The 22,281-nt window shown below is 67.6% G+C and carries 23 protein-coding genes; 9 read left to right on the top strand and 14 right to left on the bottom strand.

Annotated elements, in window-relative coordinates:
* A partial coding sequence (locus tag AC3XYG_RS31170) for a YceD family protein (RefSeq protein WP_489143770.1) occupies positions 1–456 on the bottom strand: 456 nt, incomplete at its 3' end.
* Positions 456–1,007 (bottom strand): ubiquinol-cytochrome C chaperone family protein, encoded by a 552-nt coding sequence (locus AC3XYG_RS31165; protein ID WP_489143769.1) that lies wholly within the window; start codon positions 1,005–1,007, stop codon positions 456–458. The genes AC3XYG_RS31165 and AC3XYG_RS31170, both read right to left, overlap by 1 nt.
* 111 nt (positions 1,008–1,118) lie before the next feature.
* Between AC3XYG_RS31165 and AC3XYG_RS31160 the strand changes: the two genes are divergently transcribed.
* Positions 1,119–1,655 (top strand): outer membrane protein assembly factor BamE, encoded by a 537-nt coding sequence (locus AC3XYG_RS31160; RefSeq protein ID WP_489143768.1) that lies wholly within the window; start codon positions 1,119–1,121, stop codon positions 1,653–1,655.
* Between the two features lie 70 nt (positions 1,656–1,725).
* Here the strand turns inward: AC3XYG_RS31160 and AC3XYG_RS31155 are convergent, their stop codons facing one another.
* The 9 genes from AC3XYG_RS31155 to rpiB form a co-directional block, all read right to left on the bottom strand.
* A complete protein-coding gene (locus tag AC3XYG_RS31155) occupies positions 1,726–3,840 on the bottom strand; it encodes a sodium-translocating pyrophosphatase (protein WP_489143767.1) in 2,115 nt (704 codons plus the stop codon).
* A 194-nt stretch (positions 3,841–4,034) separates the two neighbouring features.
* Positions 4,035–5,009, bottom strand: a complete 975-nt coding sequence (gene thiL / locus AC3XYG_RS31150; RefSeq protein WP_489143766.1) for a thiamine-phosphate kinase — start codon at positions 5,007–5,009, stop codon at positions 4,035–4,037.
* A 17-nt stretch (positions 5,010–5,026) separates the two neighbouring features.
* Positions 5,027–5,521, bottom strand: a complete 495-nt coding sequence (gene nusB, locus AC3XYG_RS31145) for a transcription antitermination factor NusB (protein ID WP_489143765.1) — start codon at positions 5,519–5,521, stop codon at positions 5,027–5,029.
* A gap of 4 nt (positions 5,522–5,525) precedes the next feature.
* A complete protein-coding gene (locus AC3XYG_RS31140) occupies positions 5,526–6,008 on the bottom strand; it encodes a 6,7-dimethyl-8-ribityllumazine synthase (RefSeq protein WP_489143764.1) in 483 nt (160 codons plus the stop codon).
* Position 6,009: 1 nt separating this feature from the next.
* Entirely contained in the window at positions 6,010–7,173 is a 1,164-nt protein-coding gene (ribB, locus tag AC3XYG_RS31135) for a 3,4-dihydroxy-2-butanone-4-phosphate synthase (RefSeq protein ID WP_489143771.1), read from the bottom strand.
* Positions 7,170–7,784 carry a riboflavin synthase gene (locus tag AC3XYG_RS31130; RefSeq protein WP_489143763.1) on the bottom strand — a complete coding sequence of 205 codons (615 nt, stop codon included), beginning with the start codon at positions 7,782–7,784 and terminating at the stop codon, positions 7,170–7,172. The genes ribB and AC3XYG_RS31130 overlap by 4 nt, the downstream gene beginning before the upstream one ends.
* A gap of 63 nt (positions 7,785–7,847) precedes the next feature.
* Positions 7,848–8,306 (bottom strand): transcriptional regulator NrdR, encoded by a 459-nt coding sequence (gene nrdR, locus AC3XYG_RS31125; protein WP_026870463.1) that lies wholly within the window; start codon positions 8,304–8,306, stop codon positions 7,848–7,850.
* Between the two features lie 119 nt (positions 8,307–8,425).
* A complete protein-coding gene (glyA, locus tag AC3XYG_RS31120; protein WP_489143762.1) occupies positions 8,426–9,736 on the bottom strand; it encodes a serine hydroxymethyltransferase in 1,311 nt (436 codons plus the stop codon).
* A 17-nt stretch (positions 9,737–9,753) separates the two neighbouring features.
* Positions 9,754–10,206, bottom strand: a complete 453-nt coding sequence (rpiB, locus tag AC3XYG_RS31115; RefSeq protein ID WP_489143761.1) for a ribose 5-phosphate isomerase B — start codon at positions 10,204–10,206, stop codon at positions 9,754–9,756.
* A gap of 218 nt (positions 10,207–10,424) precedes the next feature.
* Between rpiB and AC3XYG_RS31110 the strand changes: the two genes are divergently transcribed.
* Together AC3XYG_RS31110 and AC3XYG_RS31105 are read left to right on the top strand one after the other, a co-directional pair.
* Positions 10,425–10,874, top strand: coding sequence for a Ros/MucR family transcriptional regulator (locus AC3XYG_RS31110; RefSeq protein ID WP_489143760.1), 450 nt, complete (start codon positions 10,425–10,427; stop codon positions 10,872–10,874).
* A 235-nt stretch (positions 10,875–11,109) separates the two neighbouring features.
* Positions 11,110–12,324, top strand: coding sequence for an acyl-CoA dehydrogenase (locus AC3XYG_RS31105; protein ID WP_489143759.1), 1,215 nt, complete (start codon positions 11,110–11,112; stop codon positions 12,322–12,324).
* Between the two features lie 96 nt (positions 12,325–12,420).
* On the opposite strand, the gene AC3XYG_RS31100 is transcribed toward AC3XYG_RS31105, so the two are convergent.
* Complete coding sequence (locus AC3XYG_RS31100; RefSeq protein WP_489143758.1) at positions 12,421–12,897, bottom strand: MarR family winged helix-turn-helix transcriptional regulator; 477 nt, start codon at positions 12,895–12,897, stop codon at positions 12,421–12,423.
* Positions 12,898–13,237: 340 nt separating this feature from the next.
* Between AC3XYG_RS31100 and hemB the strand changes: the two genes are divergently transcribed.
* Positions 13,238–14,236 carry a porphobilinogen synthase gene (gene hemB / locus AC3XYG_RS31095; protein ID WP_489143757.1) on the top strand — a complete coding sequence of 333 codons (999 nt, stop codon included), beginning with the start codon at positions 13,238–13,240 and terminating at the stop codon, positions 14,234–14,236.
* 8 nt (positions 14,237–14,244) lie between these two features.
* Here the strand turns inward: hemB and AC3XYG_RS31090 are convergent, their stop codons facing one another.
* Together AC3XYG_RS31090 and AC3XYG_RS31085 are read right to left on the bottom strand one after the other, a co-directional pair.
* Positions 14,245–15,090, bottom strand: coding sequence for an alpha/beta fold hydrolase (locus tag AC3XYG_RS31090; RefSeq protein ID WP_489143756.1), 846 nt, complete (start codon positions 15,088–15,090; stop codon positions 14,245–14,247).
* A gap of 1 nt (position 15,091) precedes the next feature.
* On the bottom strand, positions 15,092–16,243 hold the full coding sequence (locus AC3XYG_RS31085; RefSeq protein ID WP_489143755.1) for a type III PLP-dependent enzyme domain-containing protein: 1,152 nt from the start codon (positions 16,241–16,243) through the stop codon (positions 15,092–15,094).
* Positions 16,244–16,469: 226 nt separating this feature from the next.
* Between AC3XYG_RS31085 and AC3XYG_RS31080 the strand changes: the two genes are divergently transcribed.
* The 5 genes from AC3XYG_RS31080 to AC3XYG_RS31060 form a co-directional block, all read left to right on the top strand.
* Positions 16,470–18,848, top strand: a complete 2,379-nt coding sequence (locus AC3XYG_RS31080) for a penicillin acylase family protein (protein WP_489143754.1) — start codon at positions 16,470–16,472, stop codon at positions 18,846–18,848.
* Between the two features lie 19 nt (positions 18,849–18,867).
* Complete coding sequence (locus tag AC3XYG_RS31075; RefSeq protein WP_489143753.1) at positions 18,868–20,100, top strand: threonine ammonia-lyase; 1,233 nt, start codon at positions 18,868–18,870, stop codon at positions 20,098–20,100.
* A gap of 112 nt (positions 20,101–20,212) precedes the next feature.
* Positions 20,213–20,947: an arginyltransferase gene (locus tag AC3XYG_RS31070; protein ID WP_489143752.1), complete on the top strand. Its 735-nt coding sequence runs from the start codon at positions 20,213–20,215 to the stop codon at positions 20,945–20,947.
* A gap of 179 nt (positions 20,948–21,126) precedes the next feature.
* The gene (locus AC3XYG_RS31065) at positions 21,127–21,675 is read left to right on the top strand and encodes a TRAP transporter small permease subunit (protein WP_489143751.1); all 549 of its coding nucleotides are present in this window, start codon (positions 21,127–21,129) and stop codon (positions 21,673–21,675) included.
* Between the two features lie 32 nt (positions 21,676–21,707).
* Positions 21,708–22,281 (top strand): TRAP transporter large permease subunit (locus AC3XYG_RS31060; protein WP_489143750.1); only part of this gene is annotated, 574 nt, incomplete at its 3' end.

Genomic DNA, 22,281 nt, shown 5'->3' with positions numbered 1-22,281 from the left:
CTCGGCCGGGGGCGGCGGCGCGTCGGGCGACCGCGGATAGGGATCGAGAGCGAGGGACAGATGCTGCGCCACCAGCTCTCCCAGGTCGATGCGGCCGCCGACCAGCGGCTCGACCTCCGCAGCCATGGGATCGACCTCGATCTCCGGGACGTCATGGCGGTCTTCGCCATCGGCGAAGACCGCTTCGATCTCGTCCACGATCGCCGCCGGCAGCGGCTCCAGCGTCACGACGCAGCGCTGGACCACGGCCGCCGACAGGGTGCCGCGGACCAGGACCGTGTCGCCGCGCCCGGGTGTCAGGGTCAATTTCGCCCTGAGATCGTCGAGGGCGATCAGCCCGAAGCGGCGCGCCAGCGCGGCCCGCTCCTCCGCATTCGCATCGATGGCGAGGGTCTTGCCGCCACGCGGGAGGGAGCGGACGCCGACCTCGCGGCTGAATTCGGGGGTGTTCGTCATCACAGGGCCTCCACCGCCTCGGGCGCCGCGCCGAATCGCGGCGACACGGCCAGGAATGAATCCACGGGCTGCGCGGCCAGGCCGGCCACCTCGCGGCGCAGATAGCCGGCCATCGCCCTCACCTGCCCCGCCTCGGGCTCGGCCGTGCCGTAGAGATTGCGGCGCAGGGCCGATTCCAGCTCCAGCGGATCCTCGGCCTCCAGGGCATGATCATAGGCGACGATGCGGCCGTAGAAGCCGCGCCCCATCGCCTTCACCTTCTTGCCGATGCTGAAATCGGTGACACCGATCTCACGCAGGCTCAGATCCATGTCGGCGAACATGTGGTCGAACAGCGCCTGGGCCAGGTCCCGCGCCGGCTGGTCCTCGCGCTTCAGCCGGTGGAACACCAGGAAGGCATGCAGGGCCAGCGCCTCGAACCGGCCATCCAGCGTATCCGGCACACCGCAGACGGTGTAGAAGGCCGGGCTGCGCGCTTGTTCGACCAGCTTGACGTACAGTTCCGCGGCCAGGCGCTGGTGGCGATGGCGGGTGAGCAGCTTTGAGAGCACGGGACCGATCGGTTTTGCGGAAAGGAAGCGCAATATTGGTCGAGCTTGAAGTGGTGTGCTAGAGGGAAGCCTGCGACGCGAAGCGAATGTTGGGCGCGGAGATATGAGGCGATGACGGAAAGAGCAAGGGTTGTCCGGACCATGGTGGCCGGCCTGCTCGTGGCGGCGGCGGTCTCGGGCTGCACACCGCGGGTGGCAACGCGCGGCAACCTCGTCGAGGATTACCGGCTCGAGCAGGTCCACACCGGCACCAGCACCAAGGCCGATGTGTCCACGATTCTGGGGTCACCGACCACGATTTCGACCTTCGACGACAACATCTGGTACTACATCGGCCAGCGGGTGGAGACGGTTGCGTTCTTCCCGCCGGAGGTGACGCAGCGCCGGGTCCTGCGCATGCAATTCGACCCGACGAGCAGCACGCTGACCGATATCAAGGAAGTGAATCTCGCGGATTCCCAGCAGGTGGCGCTGGTGTCGCGGGAAACCCCGACCCTGGGCCGGCGCATCGGCGTGCTCGAGCAGTTCCTGGGCAATATCGGCCGGTTCAACAACGACGGCGGCACCGCGACCGCCAACCCGACCCGCCAGGCGGGCATCGGCGGGGCCGCGGGATCCGGCGCCGGCGGCGGCTACGGCGGCAACTAAGCCGGCCTGAGCGGCAAAGAGAAAGCCCCGGCGCCTCACGGCGCCGGGGCTTTTGTCGTGCGCGGCGCGATCAGTGCGCCAGGATCGCCAGCAGCAGCAGGGCGACGATGTTGGTGATCTTGATCATCGGGTTCACCGCCGGGCCGGCGGTGTCCTTGTAGGGGTCGCCGACGGTGTCGCCGGTCACGGCCGCCTTGTGCGCGTCCGAGCCCTTGCCGCCGTGGTTGCCTTCCTCGATGTACTTCTTGGCGTTGTCCCAGGCGCCGCCGCCCGAGGTCATCGAGATGGCGACGAACAGCCCGGTGACGATGACGCCGAGCAGCATCGCGCCGAGCGAGGAGAAGGCAGCCGAGCGGCCGGCGATCGCCTCGATCACGAAATACAGCACGATCGGCGCCAGCACCGGCAGCAGCGATGGCACGATCATCTCGCGGATCGCGGCCTTGGTCAGCATGTCGACCGCCCGCTTGTAGTCCGGCCGGCTGGTGCCTTCCATGATCCCCGGATTCTCGCGGAACTGGCGGCGCACCTCCTCCACCACCGATCCGGCGGCGCGGCCGACCGCGGTCATGCCCATCGCGCCGAACAGATATGGCAGCAGGCCACCAATCAGCAGGCCGACCACGACGTAGGGGTTGGCCAGCGAGAAATCGAGCACGAGACCCTGGAAGTAGGGATGCTCGGCCGGGCTGCTGATGAAGAAGTTCAGGTCCGAGGTGTAGGCCGAGAACAGCACCAGCGCGCCGAGGCCGGCCGAACCGATGGCATAGCCCTTGGTGACCGCCTTGGTGGTGTTGCCGACGGCGTCGAGCGCATCGGTGGTGACGCGCACATCGGCCGGCAGATCCGCCATCTCGGCGATGCCGCCGGCATTGTCGGTGACCGGACCATAGGCATCGAGCGCCACGACCATGCCGGCCAGGGCCAGCATGCTGGTGACGGCGATGGCGATGCCGAACAGTCCGGCCAGCAGGTAGGTGACGATGATCGCGGCGCAGATGATCAGCGCCGGGATCGCCGTCGATTCCATCGAGATCGCGAGGCCCTGGATCACGTTGGTGCCGTGGCCGGTGGTCGAGGCCTGGGCGACCGACTGGACCGGGCGGAAATTGGTGCCGGTGTAGTATTCGGTGGTCCAAATCAGCAGGCCGGTGACGACCAGGCCGCTGACGCCGCACAGGAACAGCGACAGGCCGCTGAAGGTGGCGCCGCCGACGGTGTACTGGCCGCCGAAGCCGATCACCACACAGGTCACCAGCAGGATGCCGACCAGCGACAGCGCGGCCGAGACCACGAAGCCGCGATACAGCGCCCCCATGATGTTGTTCGACGGGCCGAGCTTGACGAAGAAGGTGCCGATGATCGAGGCCGGGATGCAGATGCCGCCGATCGCCAGCGGATACAGCATCATGTTCGACATCACGGTGCCGAGCTGGGCGAAGAAAATCGAGGCCAGCACCATGGTGGCGACGGTGGTGACGGCATAGGTCTCGAACAGATCCGCGGCCATGCCGGCGCAGTCGCCGACATTGTCGCCGACATTGTCGGCGATGACGGCCGGGTTGCGCGGATCATCCTCCGGAATGCCGGCTTCGACCTTGCCCACCAGGTCGGCGCCGACATCGGCGCCCTTGGTGAAGATGCCGCCGCCGAGACGCGCGAAGATCGAGATCAGCGAGGCCCCGAAGCCGAGCGCGACCAGCGGGTCGATCAGGCTGCGGCCGCTGGCGCCGGACAGGAGCAGGATCGAGTAGTAGCCGGCGACCGCGATCAGCGCCAGGCCGGCCACCAGCATGCCGGTGACGGCGCCGGAGCGGAAGGCGATGGCGAGGCCGGCGGCCAGGCCCTGGCGTGAGGCTTCGGCGGTGCGGACATTGGCCCGCACCGAAATGTTCATGCCGACATAGCCGGCCGCGCCCGACAGGACCGCGCCGATGACGAAGCCGATGCCGACGGAGATGGAGAGAAGCAGCGAGACGATGATGGCGATGACAACGCCGACCACGCCGATCGTGAGATACTGCCGGTTCAGATAGGCGCCCGCGCCTTCCTGGATCGCGGCGGCGATGGCCTGCATTCGGGCATCGCCCGGACTGGCCGACAACACGCTTCGTGACGCCCACACGCCATAGGCCAATGCGCCTAGGCCGCAGAGCAGCACGAAGACAAGGACCGCTGACACCATTCCTGAGTCCCTCGCCCCTGTTGATGACGCGCCGGCCCGGTTCAGGCCGGCTCCGCTTCTTTTGCGTCGAAACGATGCCAGAGCAGGAAGGACAGGGCAATGCGCGTGAAATATTTTTGCTTTATGTCAAAAGTCCGGCAGGTTCCGGCCATAAATCGGGCCCAGTAAAGACCATCGACAGGCTCTCGCGGCCGTCAGAAATGCTGCCAGCCCTGCAGCGTTTCGACCGGCCGGCCGGCCGGATCCAGCAGGCGAACCCCCTGCCCAGCCGTGATGCGGCCGATTCGGGAGACTGGCGTGTCTGCGGCCCCGGCCGCGGCCTCGATCGCGGCCCGGGCCGTGGCGGGGGCGCTGAACAGCAGCTCGTAATCGTCGCCGCCGCCCCAGGCCATCGCCTGCAGCCCCGAGTCGACCGCGATCGCGGCGCGGGCGGCCTCGGACAGCGGCAGAAGTGCCAGCTCGACCTCGGCGGCGACGCCGGAGGCGTCACAGATGTGCGGCAGGTCGCCAGGCAGCCCGTCCGACAAATCCATCGCGGCATGGGCGAGGCCGAGCAGCGCGCGGCCCAGCCGCAACCGCGGCTGCGGCAGGTGATAGCGCAATGCCAGCGCCTCGACCGCATCGGCCGCCAGCCCGGCCAGCTCACCGCGGGCGGCGCGGAGGCCCAGCGCACCGTCGCCCAGCGTGCCGCTGACATAGAGATCATCGCCCGGCCTGGCGCCGGCGCGGCGCAGCATCGCGCCCCGCGGCACCGTGCCGAAGGCGGTGACCGATAGCATCGCCGGCCCCGGCGTCTTCACCGAATCGCCACCGAGCAGACCGATGCCAAATTCCGCCTGGTCCGCCGCCAGCCCTTCGACGAAGCGGGCGATCCAGCTCTCGTCGGGCTGCGGCGGCAGCGCCGTGGTCAGGGTGTAGGCCAGCGGCGTGGCGCCCTTGGCGGCCAGGTCCGACAGGTTCACCCGCAGCAGCTTGCGCGCCAGCCGCGCCGGGTCTTCCCCGGCAAGGTAATGGACCGATTCGACCATCGCATCGGTGGTGACCACGAGGTCGCGGCCGGGGCCGGGATCGAGCAGCGCGGCATCGTCGGCCAGATCCAGCGCCCCGGGCATCCCTTGCGCCAGCGGCTTGAAAAACCGCGCGATGCGCTCGAACTCCCCGAGGCCCATGGCTTTTGGCCGATTCGTCAGTCGGCGCTGGCGGTGCCGGTCTCGCCCGGCCGCCGCTCGCGGGCGATGCGGTCGAGCACCGCATTCACCATCGCCGGCTCCTTGCCGCCGAAGAAGGCACGGGCGACGTTGACGTATTCCGAGATCACGATCGGCGCCGGGACATGCAGGTTGGCCAGCAATTCCCAGGCGCCGGCCTGCATCACGCAGCGCAGCAGCAGGTCGAGCCGCGCCAGCGAGAACTGCGAATCGAGCGCGCCGGACACCAGCGCATCGACCTCTTCGCTGCGGATGCGGGTGCCGCGGACGATTTCGCCGAACAGCGGCGCATCGGGTTCGACCATCGCCTCGCCGTCGATCGGCTCGCCGAAGCGGTGGCGGGCGAATTCGGCGATCACCTTGTCCAGTGGCGTGCCGGACTGGTCGATCTGGTACAGGGCCTGGACGGCGGCCAGGCGGGCTGCGCCGCGGCGGGCCTTGGCGGAGGGCTTCGAGGGTTTCTGCGTGGACATGGCGTCAGGCCTGACGCGGCTGGAAGTGCCGCGTGAGTTCGATCATCGCCAGCGCCGCCCGGGCGGCGCCGCCACCCGTGTCCATCTCGTCGACCTTGGCACGGGCCCAGGCCTGGGCCTCGGTCTCGACCGTCAGGATGCCGTTGCCGATGGCCAGGCCATGGCGCAGCGCCAGATCCTGCAGACCGCGGGCGCTCTCGTTGCACACCGTGTCGTAATGCGAGGTCTCGCCGCGGATGACGCAGCCGAGCGCAACATAGCCGTCGAACCGGTGGCCCGAGGCCGCCGCGATCTGCACCGCCGCCGGAATCTCCAGCGCACCCGGCACGGCGAAGCGCTCATAGGTCGCGCCGATCTGGTCCAGCACCGCGACGACGCCGCGCGCAAGCTCGTCGGTGATGTCCTCGTAGAAGCGCGCCTCGACGATCATGATGTGCGGCGCGGGACCGGTGAAGGATACCGGTCGCGTCTCGGTCTTGGCGACCATGTCAGTCCTCCTGGGCGCCGGCCGCCGTGGTGCCGGCCCCCGCAATGTCGGCAATGGCGCGCTGTTCAACCACAGTCAGGCCATAGCCGTCGATGCCGATGATGGTGCGGGGGTGGTTGGACAGCAGGATCAGGTTGCTGATACCGAGGTCGAGCAGGATCTGGGCGCCGACGCCGTAGTCGCGCAGCTCGTGCCCGCTTTCCTTCGACGGCGTGCCTTCCAGCCGGCGCTTCAGGCGCTCGCTCAGGCTGTCGGGCTGCGGCTCGCGGATCAGCACCACGATGCCCCTGCCCTCACGGCCGATCGTCTCCATCGCGCCATGCAGCATGCCGGCGCTGTCGCCATGGACGTCGCCGAGCACGTCGTCCAGCACGTTCAGCGCATGCATGCGGACCAGCACCGGGTCGTCGCCGGCGACATCGCCCTTCACCAGCACGACATGCTCGGCATAGCGCGCGGTGTTGACGTAGACCATCATCTTCCAGTCGCCGCCGAAGCGGCTCCGGATCGTGGTCTCGAGCTTGCGCTCGACCAGCGATTCCTGGCAGCGGCGATAGGCGATCAGGTCGGCGATGGTGCCGATCTTGAGGTTGTGGAACTGGGCGAACTTCACCAGGTCCGGCAGCCGGGCCATGGTGCCGTCGTCGTTCATGATCTCGCAGATCACGCCGGCCGGGGCCAGCCCGGCCAGGCGGGCGATGTCGACCGCCGCCTCGGTGTGGCCGGTGCGCTCCAGCACGCCGCCGTCGCGCGCCACCAGCGGGAAGACATGGCCGGGGGTGGCGATGTCGGCCGGGCCGCAGGCCGGATCGATCGCCACCGCCACCGTCCGCGCCCGGTCGGCGGCGGAGATGCCCGTGGTGATGCCCTCGCGCGCCTCGATCGACACGGTGAATGCCGTCTGGTGCCGCGAGGCGTTGCTGCGGGTCATCAGCGTCAGGCCGAGCTCGTCGATCCGCTTGCGCTCCATGGCCAGGCAGATCAGGCCGCGGCCGTAGCGCGCCATGAAATTGACCGCCTCGGCATCGGCCATCTGCGCCGGGATCACGAGGTCGCCCTCGTTCTCCCGGTCCTCGTCATCGACGAGGATGACCATCCGCCCCTGGCGCGCCTCCTCGACGATCTCCTCGATCGGCGAGAGAAGGGCCTGGTCGTCCGGACTCAGCCGCCCGTCTTGCGACCGCGCAGCAGGCGCGCCGTGTACCGCGCCAGCATGTCGATCTCCAAGTTGACGCGACGAGCCGTGCTTAAGCTTCGAAAGGTCGTGCATGACTGCGTGTGCGGTATGATGTTGACGCCGAAGCGGCAGGAACCCGAAGGCGTATCCTCGACCTCGTTGACCGTCAGGGAAACACCCTCGATCGCGATCGAACCCTTGGAGGCGATGTAGTCGGCCAGCGCCGCCGGCGCCTCGATGGTGAAGCGGACGCTATCACCCTCGGGCCGGCGCTCGACGATCTCGCCGACACCGTCGACATGGCCGTAGACCAGATGGCCGCCGATCTCGTCGCCGAGCTTGAGCGAGCGTTCGAGATTGATCTCGGTGCCGACCGTCCAGTCGCCCAGCGTGCTGCGCGACAGGGTTTCGGCCGAAGCCTCGACGGCGAACCGGCCTGGTTCCGTCTCGATCACGGTCAGGCAGACGCCATTGTGAGCGACCGACGCGCCGATCTCGATCGTGGCGGTGTCGAAGGCGGTCTCGATGATGTAGCGGGTGTCGCCTCGCCGCTCGATCGCCGCGACGCGCCCCACATCGGTGATGATGCCACTGAACATGGCCGGCACCCTATGACGAGAACAGTGTGGTTTCCAGTGAAACCACACAAACTCTTGCGCCGGTCAGGGTCGCTCGCCGCGCAATTGATCGACGAAATCGCTGAAGGCTCCCGGTTCCTGGAAGTCCCGGTAGACCGAGGCGTAGCGGATATAGGCGACCTTATCGACGCCGCTGAGCGCCTTCATCACCATCTCCCCGATCGCCTTGGACGGGATCTCGCTCTCGCCCGAGCTTTCGAGCTGGCGGACCAGCGAGTTGACGATCCGCTCCAGCCGCTCGATGTCGATGTCGCGCTTGCGCAGGGCGATGCGCATCGAGCGCAGCAGCTTCTCGCGGTCGAACGGCTCGCGCTGGCCGGTCGACTTGATCACGGTCAGCTCGCGCAGCTGGATCCGTTCGAAGGTGGTGAAGCGGGCGCCGCAGGCCGGGCAGAAGCGTCGGCGTCGGATCGCGGAGTTGTCCTCGGTGGGCCGGGAGTCCTTCACCTGGGTGTCGTCGTGGCCACAGAATGGACAGCGCATCGCTCCCCCCGGAAATGGTTTCGCCCACAGCGAATGGATACCATCCGTTGTGGGCGAACCACAATCTATCGGTTGCAGGACCGGGTCATTTCCAGCCCTTCAACAGGCAAGGAGTCGGGTCAGAGGTCCTGGTAGATCGGGAACCGGGCGCACAGCGCCTCGACCCGGGCGCGGACCGCTTTCTCGATCGCCGAGTTGTCGTCCGGATTCGCCGCCAGGCCGTCCAGCACCTCGACCGCCATTTCGCCGATCTGGCGGAACTCGGCCAGGCCGAAGCCGCGCGACGTCGCCGCCGGGCTGCCGAGGCGGACGCCGGAGGTGATGGTCGGCTTCTCCGGGTCGAACGGCACGCCGTTCTTGTTGCAGGTCATGCCGGCATGCTCAAGGGCGGCCTCGGCCGCCTTGCCGGTCAGCTTCTTCGGCCGCAGGTCGACCAGCATCAGATGCGTGTCGGTGCCGCCGGAGACGATGTCCAGCCCGCCGGAGCGGACCGTCTCGGCCAGCAGCTTGGCGTTGTCGACCACCGACTTGGCATAAAGCTTGAAGTCCGGACGCAGCGCCTCGCCGAACGCCACCGCCTTGCCGGCGATGACATGCATCAGCGGGCCGCCCTGCAGGCCCGGGAACACGGCCGAGTTGATCTTCTTGCCGATGTCGAGGTCGTTGGTCAGCACCATGCCGCCGCGCGGGCCGCGCAGGGTCTTGTGCGTCGTGGTGGTGACGATGTGGGCGTGCGGCAGCGGGCTGGGATGGACGCCGCCGGCGACCAGGCCGGCGAAATGCGCCATGTCGACCATCAGATAGGCGCCGACCGAATCCGCGATCTGGCGGAAGCGCGGGAAGTCGATGATCCGCGGATAGGCCGAGCCGCCGGCGACGATCAGCTTCGGCTTGTGCTCCAGCGCCAGGCGCTGCAGCTCGTCATAGTCGATCCGCGCATCCTCGCGCCGGACGCCGTACTGCACCGCGTTGAACCACTTGCCGGACTGGTTCGGCGCGGCGCCGTGGGTCAGGTGGCCGCCGGCGGCCAGCGACATGCCGAGCACGGTGTCGCCCGGCTGCAGCAGGGCGAAGAACACCGCCTGGTTGGCCTGGGCGCCGGAATGCGGCTGGACGTTGGCGAAGGCGCAATCGAACAGCTTGCAGGCACGCTCGATCGCCAGCTGCTCGACCACGTCGACAAATTCGCAGCCGCCATAGTAACGGCGGCCCGGATAGCCCTCGGCATACTTGTTGGTCAGGACCGAGCCCTGGGCCTCGAGCACGGCGCGCGAGACGATGTTCTCGCTGGCGATCAGCTCAATCTGCGTCTGCTGGCGCTTCAGCTCGTCCCGGATACCTCGCAGCACCGCCGGATCGGTGTCCGCCAGGCGGGCGGTGAACAGGGATTCGGTGGCGGCAGACTGGGCAGCGGTGTCGAGGGAGCTCATGGGCAGGTCATCCTGGGTCAGGCGGTGGGCACGTCGATCTTGGTGATACGGTCGCCGTGCCGTCCGCCTTCGTAATCGGTGGACAGGAACACGGCAAGGCAGTCCTTGGCAGTCTCGAAGCCGATGATTCGGGCCCCGAGCGCGAGCACGTTGGCATCGTTGTGCTGGCGCGACAGCCGGGCCGTCGTGACGTCGTGGCAAAGCGCCGCACGAATGCCGGCATGGCGGTTGGTGGCGATCGAAATACCGATGCCGGTGCCGCAGACGACAAGGCCGCGCGCCGCCCGGCCGTCACCGACGGCCCGGGCCACGGCGTGGCCGAAATCCGGATAGTCGACCCGCTCCGGCCCGTTGGTGCCGAGGTCGAGCACGGTGAAGCCCAAAGCCTCGATCTCCGGCCGGAGCTGGTCCTTCAGGGTATAGCCGGCATGATCGGCGGCAATGGCGACAGTCTTGGCAGCGTCGGTCATGGTACTTCGATCGGCTTCGGGGGCGGGCGACCTTTGCATATTTTGTGCTGGAGCGTGAGCCGGAACATGGCTCAATCTCTACTGGTACAGGGTCGGCAATTTATGGCCGCAGCCTGGGGTTGCAGAATAGATAGTATTCTCGCATTCACGTTGACATACGCCATATCAGATGCGACCTCGTTGTCGCTGTTGACGACACAAAGAAAAGGATTTGAACAATGGAGGATGCGGCAGATACGGACGGTCGCAGCAATAGCGGCCTGGTCCAGATGACGGCGCAGATCGTCACATCTTATATTTCGCGCAACACCGTTCCGACCGATCAACTCGGTGCGGTGATCCACGCCGTCCACGACGCCCTGAGCGGCGTGGGTTCGGCCCCGACGGCCCAGTCGGCTCCCGCCTTGGCGAAGCCGGCCGTGCCGATCAAGCGTTCGATCCAGCCGGACTACATCGTCTGTCTGGAAGACGGCAAGAAACTGAAGATGCTGAAACGGCACCTGCGGACGACCTACAATCTGTCTCCGGAAGACTACCGCGCCAAATGGGGCCTGCCGGCCGACTATCCGATGGTCGCGCCGAACTATGCGGAACAGCGTTCGGCCTTCGCCAAGAAGATCGGCCTCGGCCGGGCGCGCACCGGCACCGCCAAGGGCAAGCGCGGCTGATCGGGACATCCCGGGCGGCCGAAGATATCCGCCCGAGTGTCGTGTTTCTGACGTTCGGGGCACAGCGTGCCTCGAACGTCGAACCCTGAAATCACATTCGACTCAATACGTTGACAGCCCAGTTCCCGCGAAGCCCGAGGTATCGGGCTTCGCGATCGGGACACCGGGACTGGCGGCCCCCTGCCCCCTGTGCTCATATGCGGCTCCGTTTTTTACTGTCAGTCCGGAGTTCGTCATGACTGCCTCCTCCGTCGCGGCTGCCCAGCCGGCGCACGGCGCCGGTCGCGCCGCCTTCAACTGGGAGGATCCTCTCCTTCTCGAGGATCTCCTGACCGAGGAGGAGCGCATGGTGCGCGATGCGGCGCGCGCCTATTGCCAGGAAAAGCTGCAGCCGCGCGTGCTCGAGGCCAACCGGCACGAGATCTTCCATCGCGAGATCATGACCGAGATGGGCGAGCTGGGCTTCCTCGGCTCGACCATCGACGGCTATGGCTGCGCCGGCGTGAACTATGTCTGCTACGGCCTGATCGCGCGTGAGGTCGAGCGCGTCGACAGCGGCTATCGCTCCGCCATGTCGGTGCAGTCCAGCCTGGTGATGCACCCGATCCATGCCTATGGCACCGAGGAGCAGCGCCAGAAGTACCTGCCCCGCCTGGCGACCGGCGAGATCGTCGGCTGCTTCGGCCTGACCGAGCCCAATGCCGGATCGGATCCGGGCTCGATGACGACGCGGGCGCGCAGCGTCTCCGGCGGCTACAGCCTGTCCGGCGCCAAGATGTGGATCACCAATTCGCCGATCGCCGACGTCTTCGTGGTCTGGGCCAAGGACGACGCCGGCGACATCCGCGGCTTCATCCTGGATCGCGGCATGAAGGGGCTTTCCTCGCCCAAGATCGAGGGCAAGTTCTCACTGCGCGCCTCGACCACCGGCGAGATCGTGATGGACGAGGTGTTCGTCCCGACCGAGAACCTGCTGCCCAACGTCAAGGGCCTCAAGGGGCCGTTCGGCTGCCTCAACAATGCGCGCTACGGCATCGCCTGGGGCGCTATCGGCGCCGCCGAAGCCTGCTGGCACATCGCGCGCCAGTACACGCTGGACCGCAAGATGTTCGGCCGGCCGCTGGCCGGCACCCAGCTGATCCAGAAGAAGCTGGCCGACATGCAGACCGAGATCACCCTCGGCCTGATCTCGGCGCACCGGCTGGGCCAGCTCAAGGACGAAGGCAAGGCGGCGCCGGAGGCGATCAGCCTGATGAAGCGCAACAACTGCGGCAAGTCGCTCGACATCGCCCGCACCGCGCGCGACATGCTCGGCGGCAACGGCATCGCCGACGAGTTCAACGTCATCCGCCACGTCATGAACCTGGAGGCGGTGAACACCTATGAGGGCACGCACGACGTGCATGCCCTGATCCTCGGCCGGGCCCAGACCGGTATCGCGGCGTTCTGAAGAACAAAGGGCGTCCCCTCGGGGGACGCCCTGGCTCAAACAAAAAGGCGCGCCCCGGAAGGGCGCGCCTTTTTGATTCGTCCTTGAGCCGCCGTGTCAGGCGGCGCTGGTCACCGGCTGGTCCGGGGCATAGGCCAGATTGCCGGACCAGAAGCCTTCGAGCCGGCGCAGCGTGGCGTTGAGGGTCTCGACATCGCCGCCATGCAGCCCGGTGCTATCAAGCGCATCCGCCTGCCGACCGAACATGACCTCCAGCCGGCTGCGCAGCGCCTGGCCCTTGGTGGTCAGCCGCACGCGGGTGGAACGCCGGTCATGCTGCGACCGCTCCTGCGCGAGATAGCCGTTCTCGACCATCTTTTTGACGTTATAGGAAACGTTGGATCCAAGGTAATAGCCGCGGGCGGTGAGCTCGCCGATCGTCAACTCGTCCATGCCGATATTGTACAGAATCAAGCTCTGGACGTTGTTGATGTCTTGGACGCCAAAGCGGTCCAGCTCCACCTTTACCACATCCAGAAAGCAGCGATGCAGCCGCTCTATCAGCGCCGTCATGCGGTAATAGGGATGATGCATTCAGACCTCCAACCTACTGGCGTCTTGTACTATCTAGACGGCCGTTCCACCACTGTTAAAGCCACTTTAGACAAAATCGTCCAGAACGAAAGCACCAACAGAACAGCCAGACTTCGCCTCAATTTACGGTGGATTCGGCACGAATTCGTGACAGATCGATGCACCCGAATTGGTCAAGCGACATTTTTGACCCGGCCGCACCAAGTTATCAACCCTTCCCTCGCAAATAACCTTCCACATCGAGGCGATACGCGCGTGACGGGCCGTCGCACCAGGTTGTTTCCGGCCGGGGGCTCGTCCTAGAGTGCGCGCCACCCGATCGTAGCCGCAGAGTGTCACAATGTCCCGCCCTGCTTTTCCCGGCGCCTTTCCGACCACGCGGCTGCGCCGCCTGCGCAGCGACGGGTGGATTCGCGAGCTGGTGGCCGAGAATCGGCTGGGGCCCGGCGACCTGATCTGGCCGCTCTTTGTCGTCGAGGGCGACAAAAGACAACCGATCGATTCGCTGCCGGGGGTCGAGCGCTTCGACATCCCCGGCGCGGTCGAGGCCTGCAAGCGGGCGCGCGACCTCGGCATTCCCGCCATTGCCCTGTTCCCGATGATCGACCGCGCCCTGCGCAGCGCCGACGGGGCCGAGGCCTGCCGCGAGGGCAACCTGATCTGCCGCGCCACGGCGGCGATCAAGGCAGCAGTGCCGGATCTCGGCATCATGGTCGATGTCGCGCTCGACCCCTTCACCAGCCACGGCCATGACGGGGTGCTGCAGGGCGACCGTGTCCTGAACGACGAGACGATCGAGATCCTGGTGCGCCAGGCCTTGGTCCAGGCCGAGGCCGGGGCCGACATCGTGGCGCCGTCCGACATGATGGACGGCCGCATCGGCGCGATCCGGGCGGCGCTGGACGGCGCCGGGCGCCAGGACGTCAAGATCATGGCCTATTCGGCCAAATACGCCTCGGCCTTCTACGGGCCGTTCCGCGATGCCGTCGGGTCAACCGGCGTGCTGATCGGCGACAAAAAGACCTCCCAGATGGATTCGGCCAACAGCGACGAGGCGATGCGGGAGGTCGAGCTCGACCTGCGCGAGGGCGCCGACATGGTGATGGTCAAGCCGGGCCTGCCCTATCTCGACATCATCCGCCGCGTGCGCGACGGCTTCGGCGTGCCGACCTTCGCCTACCAGGTCAGCGGCGAATTCGCGATGCTCAAGGCCGCAGCCGAGCGCGGCTGGCTGGACTATCCAAAGGCGCTGCTCGAAGTGCTGATCGCCTTCAAGCGCGCCGGCGCCGCAGGCGTGCTGACCTACGGCGCCGTCGATGCGGCCGAACTGACGCGCTAAGAGACTCTCTAACTGGCCAGCCAGTCGCGGATCGGCCCGGTCTGGGCCGGGTCCATCAGCGCCGGGGCATGGCCGCAGCCGGGGATGGTCAGCAGCGTGGTGCCCGGCCGCGCCGCCATGCGCTCGGCGGTCTCGGCCGTCAGCAGGTCCGATTCCGCGCCGCGGATCACCAGGATCGGGCATCGGATCAGGCCCCAGAGCGCCCAGAGATCGACATCGTTGAGCGTGCCGGTGAAGGCCGCCGAGATGCCGGGGTCATAGGCCAGGCCGAGTGTCCCGTCCGGCCGCTGGCGGGCGCTGTGCCGGGCCAGATGGGCCCATTGCGCATCGGTCAGCGGGCCGAACGGCGCGTGCACCCGGCGCAGATGTGCCTCCAGCGCCGCGAGGTCGGCGAAGACCGGGTCGAGGCCGACATAGGAGCCGATCCGCTCCAGCGCCGCCTTGGGAACGAACGGCCCGACATCGTTCAGCACCAGCCGCCGGATCGGCGTGTTCGGCTGGGCCGCCAGCATCATGCCGATCAGCCCGCCCATCGAGGTGCCGACCCAGTCGATGACCGGTTCATCGAGCCGGGCGATCAGCGCCGTCGCATCGCCGAGATACTGCGGATAGCCGTACAGGGCCGGGTTGGCCAGCCGGTCGCTGCGGCCGCGCCCGACCACATCCGGGCACACCACCCGCCGCCCGGCACCGGCCAGCACCTGCGCCAGATCGTCGAAATCGCGGCCGTTGCGCGTCAGCCCATGGATGCAGAGCACCGGCGGCAGGCCTTGGTCCGTCCCCCATTCGACATAGGCGAGATGGTGGAACCCGCCGAGACCGAGGCCGAGGAAGCGCTGGGACACCGGTTCCATCTCAGGCCGCCTTCCGGCCGGCGGGCCGCAGCGCGTCGTCATCGACCGCGATGAAGCGCTGCGCCTCGAAGCCGTTGAAGCGGGTCTGCAGCACGTTGGAATAGGCGCCGATCTGGCCGAATTCGATCCAGTCGCCCTCACGCACATCGTCGGGCAGCAGCGAGCTGCCGGGCAGGCTGTCGTAGCTGTCGCAGGTCGGACCGTACAAGGCGAAGCTCTCCATTTTGCGGCTGGCCCCGCCCGGGCGCAGCAGCCGCACCGGATAGACGGTTCCGAACAGTTTCATGTCGGCGAGGCTGCCATAGGCGCCGTCGTTCAGATAGAGGCGCTGGTCGCGCCGGAATTCGACCTTCGCCACCAGCGAGCAGGCCTCAGCCACCAGCGCCCGCCCCGGCTCGCAGAACACGGCTCGATCGGGATCCGGCGGCAGCCGGGCGAGCCCGGCCCGGATCGCGGCGATATAGGTGGAGAGCGGCGGCGGCTCGCTGCCGACATAGGCGGTCGGGAACCCGCCGCCGACATCGATCACCGGGACCGGCACCCCGGCCGCGGCCAGGATGCCGCCGCAGATCGCCAGGGCGCTCTCATAGGCATGCGGGTCGAGGCATTGCGATCCGACATGGAAGGTCAGGCCGGCGCGGTTGCCGCTGGCAACGATGCGGCGCAGCAGCGCCGGCGCGGCATCGGCCTCGACCCCGAACTTGCCCGAGAGGTCGCAGACCGAATCGAAGCGCGGCATGTCCACGCGCAGCACCAAAGTGAGGTCTTGGGCATCGCCAGTGACGGCCAGGATCTTCGCCAGCTCCGCCTCATGGTCGAGGGCGAAGCTGCGGACGCCGTGGCGATGATAGGCCAGTTCCACCGACCGCCGGTTCTTCACCGGATGCATGTAGTGCAGGACAGCGCCCGGCAGCGCCGCCGCGGCCTCGATCTCGGCCAGCGAGGCGACGTCGAAGTCGCTCATGCCCCCGGCGTGCAGCCCGGCCAGGACGGCCGGATGGTCGTTGCATTTGACCGCATACATCACGGTGCCGGGAAAGGCGCGGATGAACCGCCCCGCCGTCTCAGCCAGCACCTTCGGGCGCAGGCAGAACACGGGCTCCTCGGGGCGGAGTGCGGTCACCATGTCGAGGGCGTCGGCGAAGGATTCCATCAGCGCGCTGTTCCCCTGGCTCAGGCCCCGCCGCCGCGCGGCACGGACTGCATGATCTAGGCAGGGCGGACGGCTTGCCTAGCCCCGGGAGGGCACCGCCCAAAATTTAACCGAAGCGCAACCCATTGCCGCAGATCGGGCTTGCGCCGCCATGGCGCCTCGCCCCGGTTCGGAAAGATAATTATAAGCTGCCTGCCGTGGGATGCGTGACGTGGAGAGTGTGCCGATGAAATGGGTCCGTCGCGTCGGCATTGCGCTGGCCTGCCTGCTGCTGCTCGTCGTCGCTCTCGTCGGTGCCGGCTTCTGGTGGCTGCGCACCGGGCTGCCCGCCGAATCGGGCACCATCGCGCTGGACGGGCTGTCCGCCCCGGTCCGGGTCTATCGTGATGCCCACGCCATCCCGACCATCTTCGCCCAGACCGACGGCGACGCGTATTTCGCCCTGGGGTACCTGCACGCCCAGGACCGGCTGTGGCAGATGGAGACGCAGCGTCGCGTCGGCGCTGGCCGGCTGTCCGAATTGGTCGGGCCGGCGACGCTGAAGCTGGACAAGATGATGCGCACGCTCGGCCTCTACCGCCTGGCCGAGGCCGATTTCGCCGCCCTGTCGCCCGACACGCGTGCGGCGCTGGAGCATTACGCCGCCGGCGTGAATGCCTGGATTTCCGGCCATGACGGCGCCCTGCCGCCGCAATTCTACCTGCTGCACGACCGGCCAGAACCCTGGCGCCCGGCCGACACGCTGGTCTGGAGCAAGCTGATGGCGCTGCAGCTCTCCGGCAACTATGTCGACGAGATCCAGCGGGTGCAGATGATCGCGCGGCTGGGGCCGGATCGCACCCGCACCCTGTTCCCGGATCTCGGCACGCTGACGCCGACCACCCTCGCCGCCCTGGACCAGGCGACGCCGATGCTGGCCGGGCTGGCGCAGGCGCTGCCACCGCCGCTGGGCCCCCGCACGGCGTCAAACGAATGGGTGGTCGGGCCCGGCCGCACGTCCACCGGGGCACCGTTCCTGGCCAATGACCCGCAGCTAGGGCTGAGCGCGCCGATCCTGTGGTACCTGGCCCGGATCGAGACGCCGACGTTGTCGGTCACCGGCGCCACCGTGCCCGGCGTGCCACTGACCATCCTGGGCCAGAATCGGCAGATCGCCTGGGGCTTCACCACCACCGGCGCCGATGTGCAGGACCTGTTCCTGGAGACGGTCGACCCCGCCGACCCGCAGCGGTACCTGACGCCGGACGGCAACGCCGCCTTCGAAAGCCGGACCGAGACCATCGGTGTATCAGGCGGCGACCCGGTGACGCTGACCATCCGCAGCACCCGGCATGGCCCGGTGCTGTCCGATCTCGACCCCGACATGGCCAAGCTGGCCGGCAGCGGCAAGGTCGCCGCCCTCGCCTTCACCGCCCTGGCGCCCGGCGACACCTCGGCCCAGGCGCTCTACAGCCTCAACCGGGCCAGCGACTGGCAAAGCTTCCTGGTGGCGATGCGGTTCTATCGCGCCCCGATCCAGAACGTCGTCTTTGCCGACCATGCCGGCGACATCGGCTTCCTGACGCCCGGCGCCATCCCGATCCGCAAATCCGGCACCGGCAACCTGCCGGGCGATGGCGCCACCGGCGCCCAGGACTGGACCGGCATGATCCCGTTCGAGGCCCTGCCGCAGGCGCTGAACCCACCAACCGGCGCGATCTCCAACGCCAACAACGCCTTGGTCGGGCCGGACTACCCTTATTACATCGGCAAATCCTATGACGAGCCCTACCGCGCCCGCCGGATCGCCGAGATGCTGGGCCAGGACGGCCCGGTCACGCTGGAGCGCAACCTGGCGATGCAGGCCGATACACTGACGCTTGAGGCGCGCGACCTGCTGCCGCTGATGACCGCGATCCAGCCGGCCGACGACCGCATGGCGGCAGCGCTGGACCGGCTGCGCGGCTGGGACCAGCGGATGGACCGGACCCGGCCGGAACCGCTGCTGTACATGGAATGGCTGCGCCGCTTCGCCCACGCTGTGTTCGACCCGCCGCTCGGGCCCCTGGCCGAGGGCTACTTCGGGCTGCATCCGTCGGTGCTGAAGACCATCCTGATCCACGACCCGTCCTGGTGCGGCCCGGCAACTGCGGCGCCCCCTGCAGACTGCCAGGCCCTGCTGCGCGGCACGCTGGCTGACACGCTGGCGGCGCTGACGCAGCGCTATGGCACCGACATCGGTAACTGGCATTGGGGCGATGCCCATGTCGCGCCACTGGCCGACCAGGTGCTGTCGCGCGTGCCTGTCGTCGCCGGCCTGATCTCGCTGGCGACGCCGACCGATGGCGGGCCCTACACGCTGAACCGCGGCAACACCACGATCGGCGATCCCGAGACCCCATTCGCCGACACGCATGGCGCCGGCTACCGCGCCGTCTACGACCTCGGCGACCGTTCGCGATCGCATTTCATGATCGCGACCGGCCAGTCCGGCAACCCGCTGTCGCCGCATTGGGGAGACCTGGTCGCGAATTGGCGAGACGGACAGTACTTGACGTTGTCAGGTGGCGAGGGTGATCTCACCGCCGCGGGGGCGTCGTTGACGACCCTGCAACCGCGCCCTTGACGTTTCAGAGCAGGCCCAGATGACTTCCGCCACGCTGCCGGTCTCGATCGACGACATCCACGCCGCCGCCGCCGCCTTGGTCGGCCAGGTCGTCCGCACGCCCATGATCGCGGCGCCGCAGCTGTCAGGCCTGCTCGGCTGCGAGATCTTCCTGAAGCTGGAGACGCTGCAGCGCACCGGGTCGTTCAAGGACCGGGGCGCCTACAACAAGCTGCGGTCGCTCGACGAAGCGCAGCGCAAGCGCGGCGTCGTCGCCATGTCGGCCGGCAACCATGCCCAGGGCGTCGCCTATCACGCCACCCGGCTCGGCATCCCGTCGACCATCGTCATGCCGACCTTCACCCCCTTCACCAAGGTGGCAAAGACCGAAGGCTACGGCGCCAAGGTGGTGCTGACCGGCCAGACCCTGGACGACAGCATGGGCCATGCCCGCAAGCTGGTGGATTCGGACGGGCTGACCCTGATCCACCCCTATGACGACCCCTACATCATCGCCGGCCAGGGCACGACCGGGCTGGAGATCCTGGCCGATGTGCCCGACCTGGACGACCTGGTGGTGCCGATCGGCGGCGGCGGGCTGATTTCCGGCATCGCCATCGCCGCCCGCTCGATCAATCCAAAGATCCGCATCACCGGGGTCGAGGCCGCGCTGTATGCCTCGATGAGCGACGCCGTGGCCGGCCGCACCGGCATCTATGGCGGCGCCACCATCGCCGAGGGCATCGCGGTGAAGAGCCCCGGCCTGCTGACCCGCCCGATCATCGCAGCACTGGTCGACGAGATCGTCACGGTCGATGAGACGATGCTGGAACAGGGCGTGCACCAGCTGCTGACCCAGCAGAAGCTGGTGGCCGAGGGCGCCGGCGCCGCCGGCGTTGCCGGCATGCTGGCCAACCCCGAGCGCTTCGCCGGACGGCGCGTCGGCGTCGTCGTCTGCGGCGGCAACATCGACCCGCGCATCCTGTCGTCGATCCTGATGCGCGGCCTGGTCCGCAACGGCCAGATCGCCCGGCTGCGGATCGAGATCGAAGACGTGCCCGGGGTGTTGAGCCGGATCTCCGGCATCATCGGCACCACCGGCGGCAACATCATCGAGACCTATCATCAGCGCCTGTTCTTCCAGATCCCGGTGAAGCGCGCCGACATCGACGTGGTGGTCGAAACCCGCGACCGCGCCCATGTCGAGGTCATCATCGGCAAGCTGACGGCGGAGGGCTTCCCGGCCAAGCTGCTGAGCGACGTCGGGGCCTGAACTGGCTGGTTTACGGCCGGAGTCGAGGCACCGCTGCGAGTCGCTTGCTGACAACCCCGCACTGTGATCCAGTATGGGGAGTGAGGCGCGTGCCTCGACCCAGGAGCCTTTGATGTCCGTCATCGACGGCACGCTCGGTCGTCTGCAGCATTTTTACCGGTCAGGCCCGCTGCCCTGCCCTTACCTTCCCGGCCGCGTCGAGCGCAAGCTGTTCACCCGGCTGAACGGCGGCGACGCCCGAGCGCTGAACACCACCCTGTCGCAGGCCGGGTTCCGGCGCAGCCACGACATTGTCTACCGGCCGGTCTGCCCCGGCTGCCGCGCCTGCGTCCCGGTGCGCATCCCGGTTGCGCGCTTCGTCCCCGGCCGCAGCATGCGTCGGGCCTGGAATGCCAATCTGGATCTCAGCCGCCAGGCCGCCCTCCCGGTCGGCACCGATGAGCAGTTCGCGCTGTTCCTGCGCTATCAGCAGCATCGGCACGGGGACAGCGACATGGCCCGGATGTCGCGGGCCGATTACGGCAGCATGATCGAGGAAGGCAGCGGCAGTGCCGCGCTGATCGAATTCCGCGACCGTCGCGGCCGGCTGCAGGCCGCAGCCCTGGTCGACGTGCTGGAGGATGGTCTATCGGCGGTCTACAGCTTCTACGACCCCGACGTGCCGCAGCGCAGCCTCGGCACCTACGTCATCCTGGCGCTGGTGGAAGAAGCGCGGCTGCGTGGCCTCGACCATGTCTATCTCGGCTACTGGATCGCCCAGAGCCAGAAGATGGCCTACAAGGCCCGGTTCCAGCCGCTGGAATCCCTGACCGACAATGGCTGGATGGCGCTCGACCTCGAAGGTTGAAGCCCCTGCCATCCCCATGATGATGCCGTTGTGCCGATTTCCGGCACCGGGCGAAGCCTTGTCGTGAATCGGCGGTTGGTCTTGCCGGCGAAAGCTGATATTTCGCGACTCTGATTTTCGAAGACGATTGCACCGATCCAATCTGCAGAATCCAAGCAGAACGAAGAACAGGGGGAGAGATGGGGGTTTTGCTGGGGGCCAGCCGCATCATCGACGCCATCAATGGCTGGGTGGGACGATCCGTATCCTGGCTCGTCCTTGTCGCCATCCTGGTCAGCGCCGGCAACGCCATCCTGCGCAAATCCTTCTCGATCATCTCCAACGCCTGGCTGGAGCTGCAATGGTACCTGTTCTCCGCCGTCTTCCTGCTGGCCGCCGGCTACACCCTGCTGAAGGGTGAGCACGTCAAGGTCGACATCATCTATGGCCGGTGGTCGCGGCGGACCCAGATCTGGATCGAGATCTTCGGCACCATCTTCTTCCTGCTGCCCTTCTGCGTCATCTCCATCCGGTACTCCTGGCCGATTGCGGCGGACAAATTCGCCAGCGGCGAGATGTCGAGCAACGCCAGTGGCCTGATCCGCTGGCCGGTCTGGGCGCTGATCCCGGCCGGCTTCTTCCTGCTCGGCCTGCAGGGCCTGTCCGAACTGATCAAGCGGATCGCCATCCTGTCGGGCCGCATCCCCGACATCGTCGAAGCGCACGGCCACGAAGCCGACCCTCTCTGAGCCGGCTTCCCCGAACCTGAAGGTCCGTCCGCATGACGCAGTTCCTGATCGAGAACATGGCGCCGATCATGTTCGCCGCCCTGGTGGTCGTGCTGCTGCTCGGCTACTCTGTCGCCTTCTCGCTGGCCGCCGTCGGCTTCGGCTTCTATCTGATCGGCGTCGAACTCGGCGTGCTGCAGTTCAACCTGATCGCGGCGATCCCGGACCGATTCTACCAGCAGATGGAGAACGAGACGCTGCTGGCGATCCCGTTCTTCACCTTCATGGGGCTGATCCTCGAACGCAGCGGCATGGCCGAGGACCTGCTCGACACCATCGGCCAGCTCTTCGGCAGCCTGCGCGGCGGCCTCGGTTACGCCGTCGTGTTCGTGGGTGCGTTGCTCGCCGCCACCACGGGCGTGGTCGCCGCCTCGGTGCTCGCGATGGGGCTCATCTCGCTGCCGGTGATGATGCGCTACGGTTATTCGAAGCCCGTCGCGACAGGCGTGATCGCGGCCTCCGGCACGCTGGCCCAGATCATCCCGCCGTCGCTGGTGCTCATCATCCTTGCCGACCAGCTCGGCGCCTCGGTGGGCGACCTCTACGAAGGTGCCCTCATCCCGGGCC

This window comes from Inquilinus sp., from assembly GCF_057815775.1.
Note: the sequence above shows the minus strand (reverse complement) of the source record. Positions and strands in the feature narration are given on the sequence as shown.

Excerpts from the sequence above, each read along its gene's own strand:
- AC3XYG_RS31110 (WP_489143760.1), top strand. The coding sequence starts at position 10,425 with ATGGAGGATGCGGCAGATACGGACGGTCGCAGCAATAGCGGCCTGGTC.
- AC3XYG_RS31160 (WP_489143768.1), top strand. The coding sequence starts at position 1,119 with ATGACGGAAAGAGCAAGGGTTGTCCGGACCATGGTGGCCGGCCTGCTC.
- AC3XYG_RS31070 (WP_489143752.1), top strand. The coding sequence starts at position 20,213 with ATGTCCGTCATCGACGGCACGCTCGGTCGTCTGCAGCATTTTTACCGG.
- thiL (WP_489143766.1), bottom strand. The coding sequence starts at position 5,009 with ATGGGCCTCGGGGAGTTCGAGCGCATCGCGCGGTTTTTCAAGCCGCTG.
- AC3XYG_RS31090 (WP_489143756.1), bottom strand. The coding sequence starts at position 15,090 with ATGGAACCGGTGTCCCAGCGCTTCCTCGGCCTCGGTCTCGGCGGGTTC.
- AC3XYG_RS31075 (WP_489143753.1), top strand. The coding sequence starts at position 18,868 with ATGACTTCCGCCACGCTGCCGGTCTCGATCGACGACATCCACGCCGCC.
- hemB (WP_489143757.1), top strand. The coding sequence starts at position 13,238 with ATGTCCCGCCCTGCTTTTCCCGGCGCCTTTCCGACCACGCGGCTGCGC.
- AC3XYG_RS31130 (WP_489143763.1), bottom strand. The coding sequence starts at position 7,784 with ATGTTCAGTGGCATCATCACCGATGTGGGGCGCGTCGCGGCGATCGAG.
- AC3XYG_RS31080 (WP_489143754.1), top strand. The coding sequence starts at position 16,470 with ATGAAATGGGTCCGTCGCGTCGGCATTGCGCTGGCCTGCCTGCTGCTG.
- AC3XYG_RS31065 (WP_489143751.1), top strand. The coding sequence starts at position 21,127 with ATGGGGGTTTTGCTGGGGGCCAGCCGCATCATCGACGCCATCAATGGC.
- AC3XYG_RS31100 (WP_489143758.1), bottom strand. The coding sequence starts at position 12,897 with ATGCATCATCCCTATTACCGCATGACGGCGCTGATAGAGCGGCTGCAT.
- AC3XYG_RS31155 (WP_489143767.1), bottom strand. The coding sequence starts at position 3,840 with ATGGTGTCAGCGGTCCTTGTCTTCGTGCTGCTCTGCGGCCTAGGCGCA.
- AC3XYG_RS31105 (WP_489143759.1), top strand. The coding sequence starts at position 11,110 with ATGACTGCCTCCTCCGTCGCGGCTGCCCAGCCGGCGCACGGCGCCGGT.
- AC3XYG_RS31140 (WP_489143764.1), bottom strand. The coding sequence starts at position 6,008 with ATGGTCGCCAAGACCGAGACGCGACCGGTATCCTTCACCGGTCCCGCG.
- AC3XYG_RS31085 (WP_489143755.1), bottom strand. The coding sequence starts at position 16,243 with ATGGAATCCTTCGCCGACGCCCTCGACATGGTGACCGCACTCCGCCCC.
- glyA (WP_489143762.1), bottom strand. The coding sequence starts at position 9,736 with ATGAGCTCCCTCGACACCGCTGCCCAGTCTGCCGCCACCGAATCCCTG.
- rpiB (WP_489143761.1), bottom strand. The coding sequence starts at position 10,206 with ATGACCGACGCTGCCAAGACTGTCGCCATTGCCGCCGATCATGCCGGC.
- nrdR (WP_026870463.1), bottom strand. The coding sequence starts at position 8,306 with ATGCGCTGTCCATTCTGTGGCCACGACGACACCCAGGTGAAGGACTCC.
- nusB (WP_489143765.1), bottom strand. The coding sequence starts at position 5,521 with ATGTCCACGCAGAAACCCTCGAAGCCCTCCGCCAAGGCCCGCCGCGGC.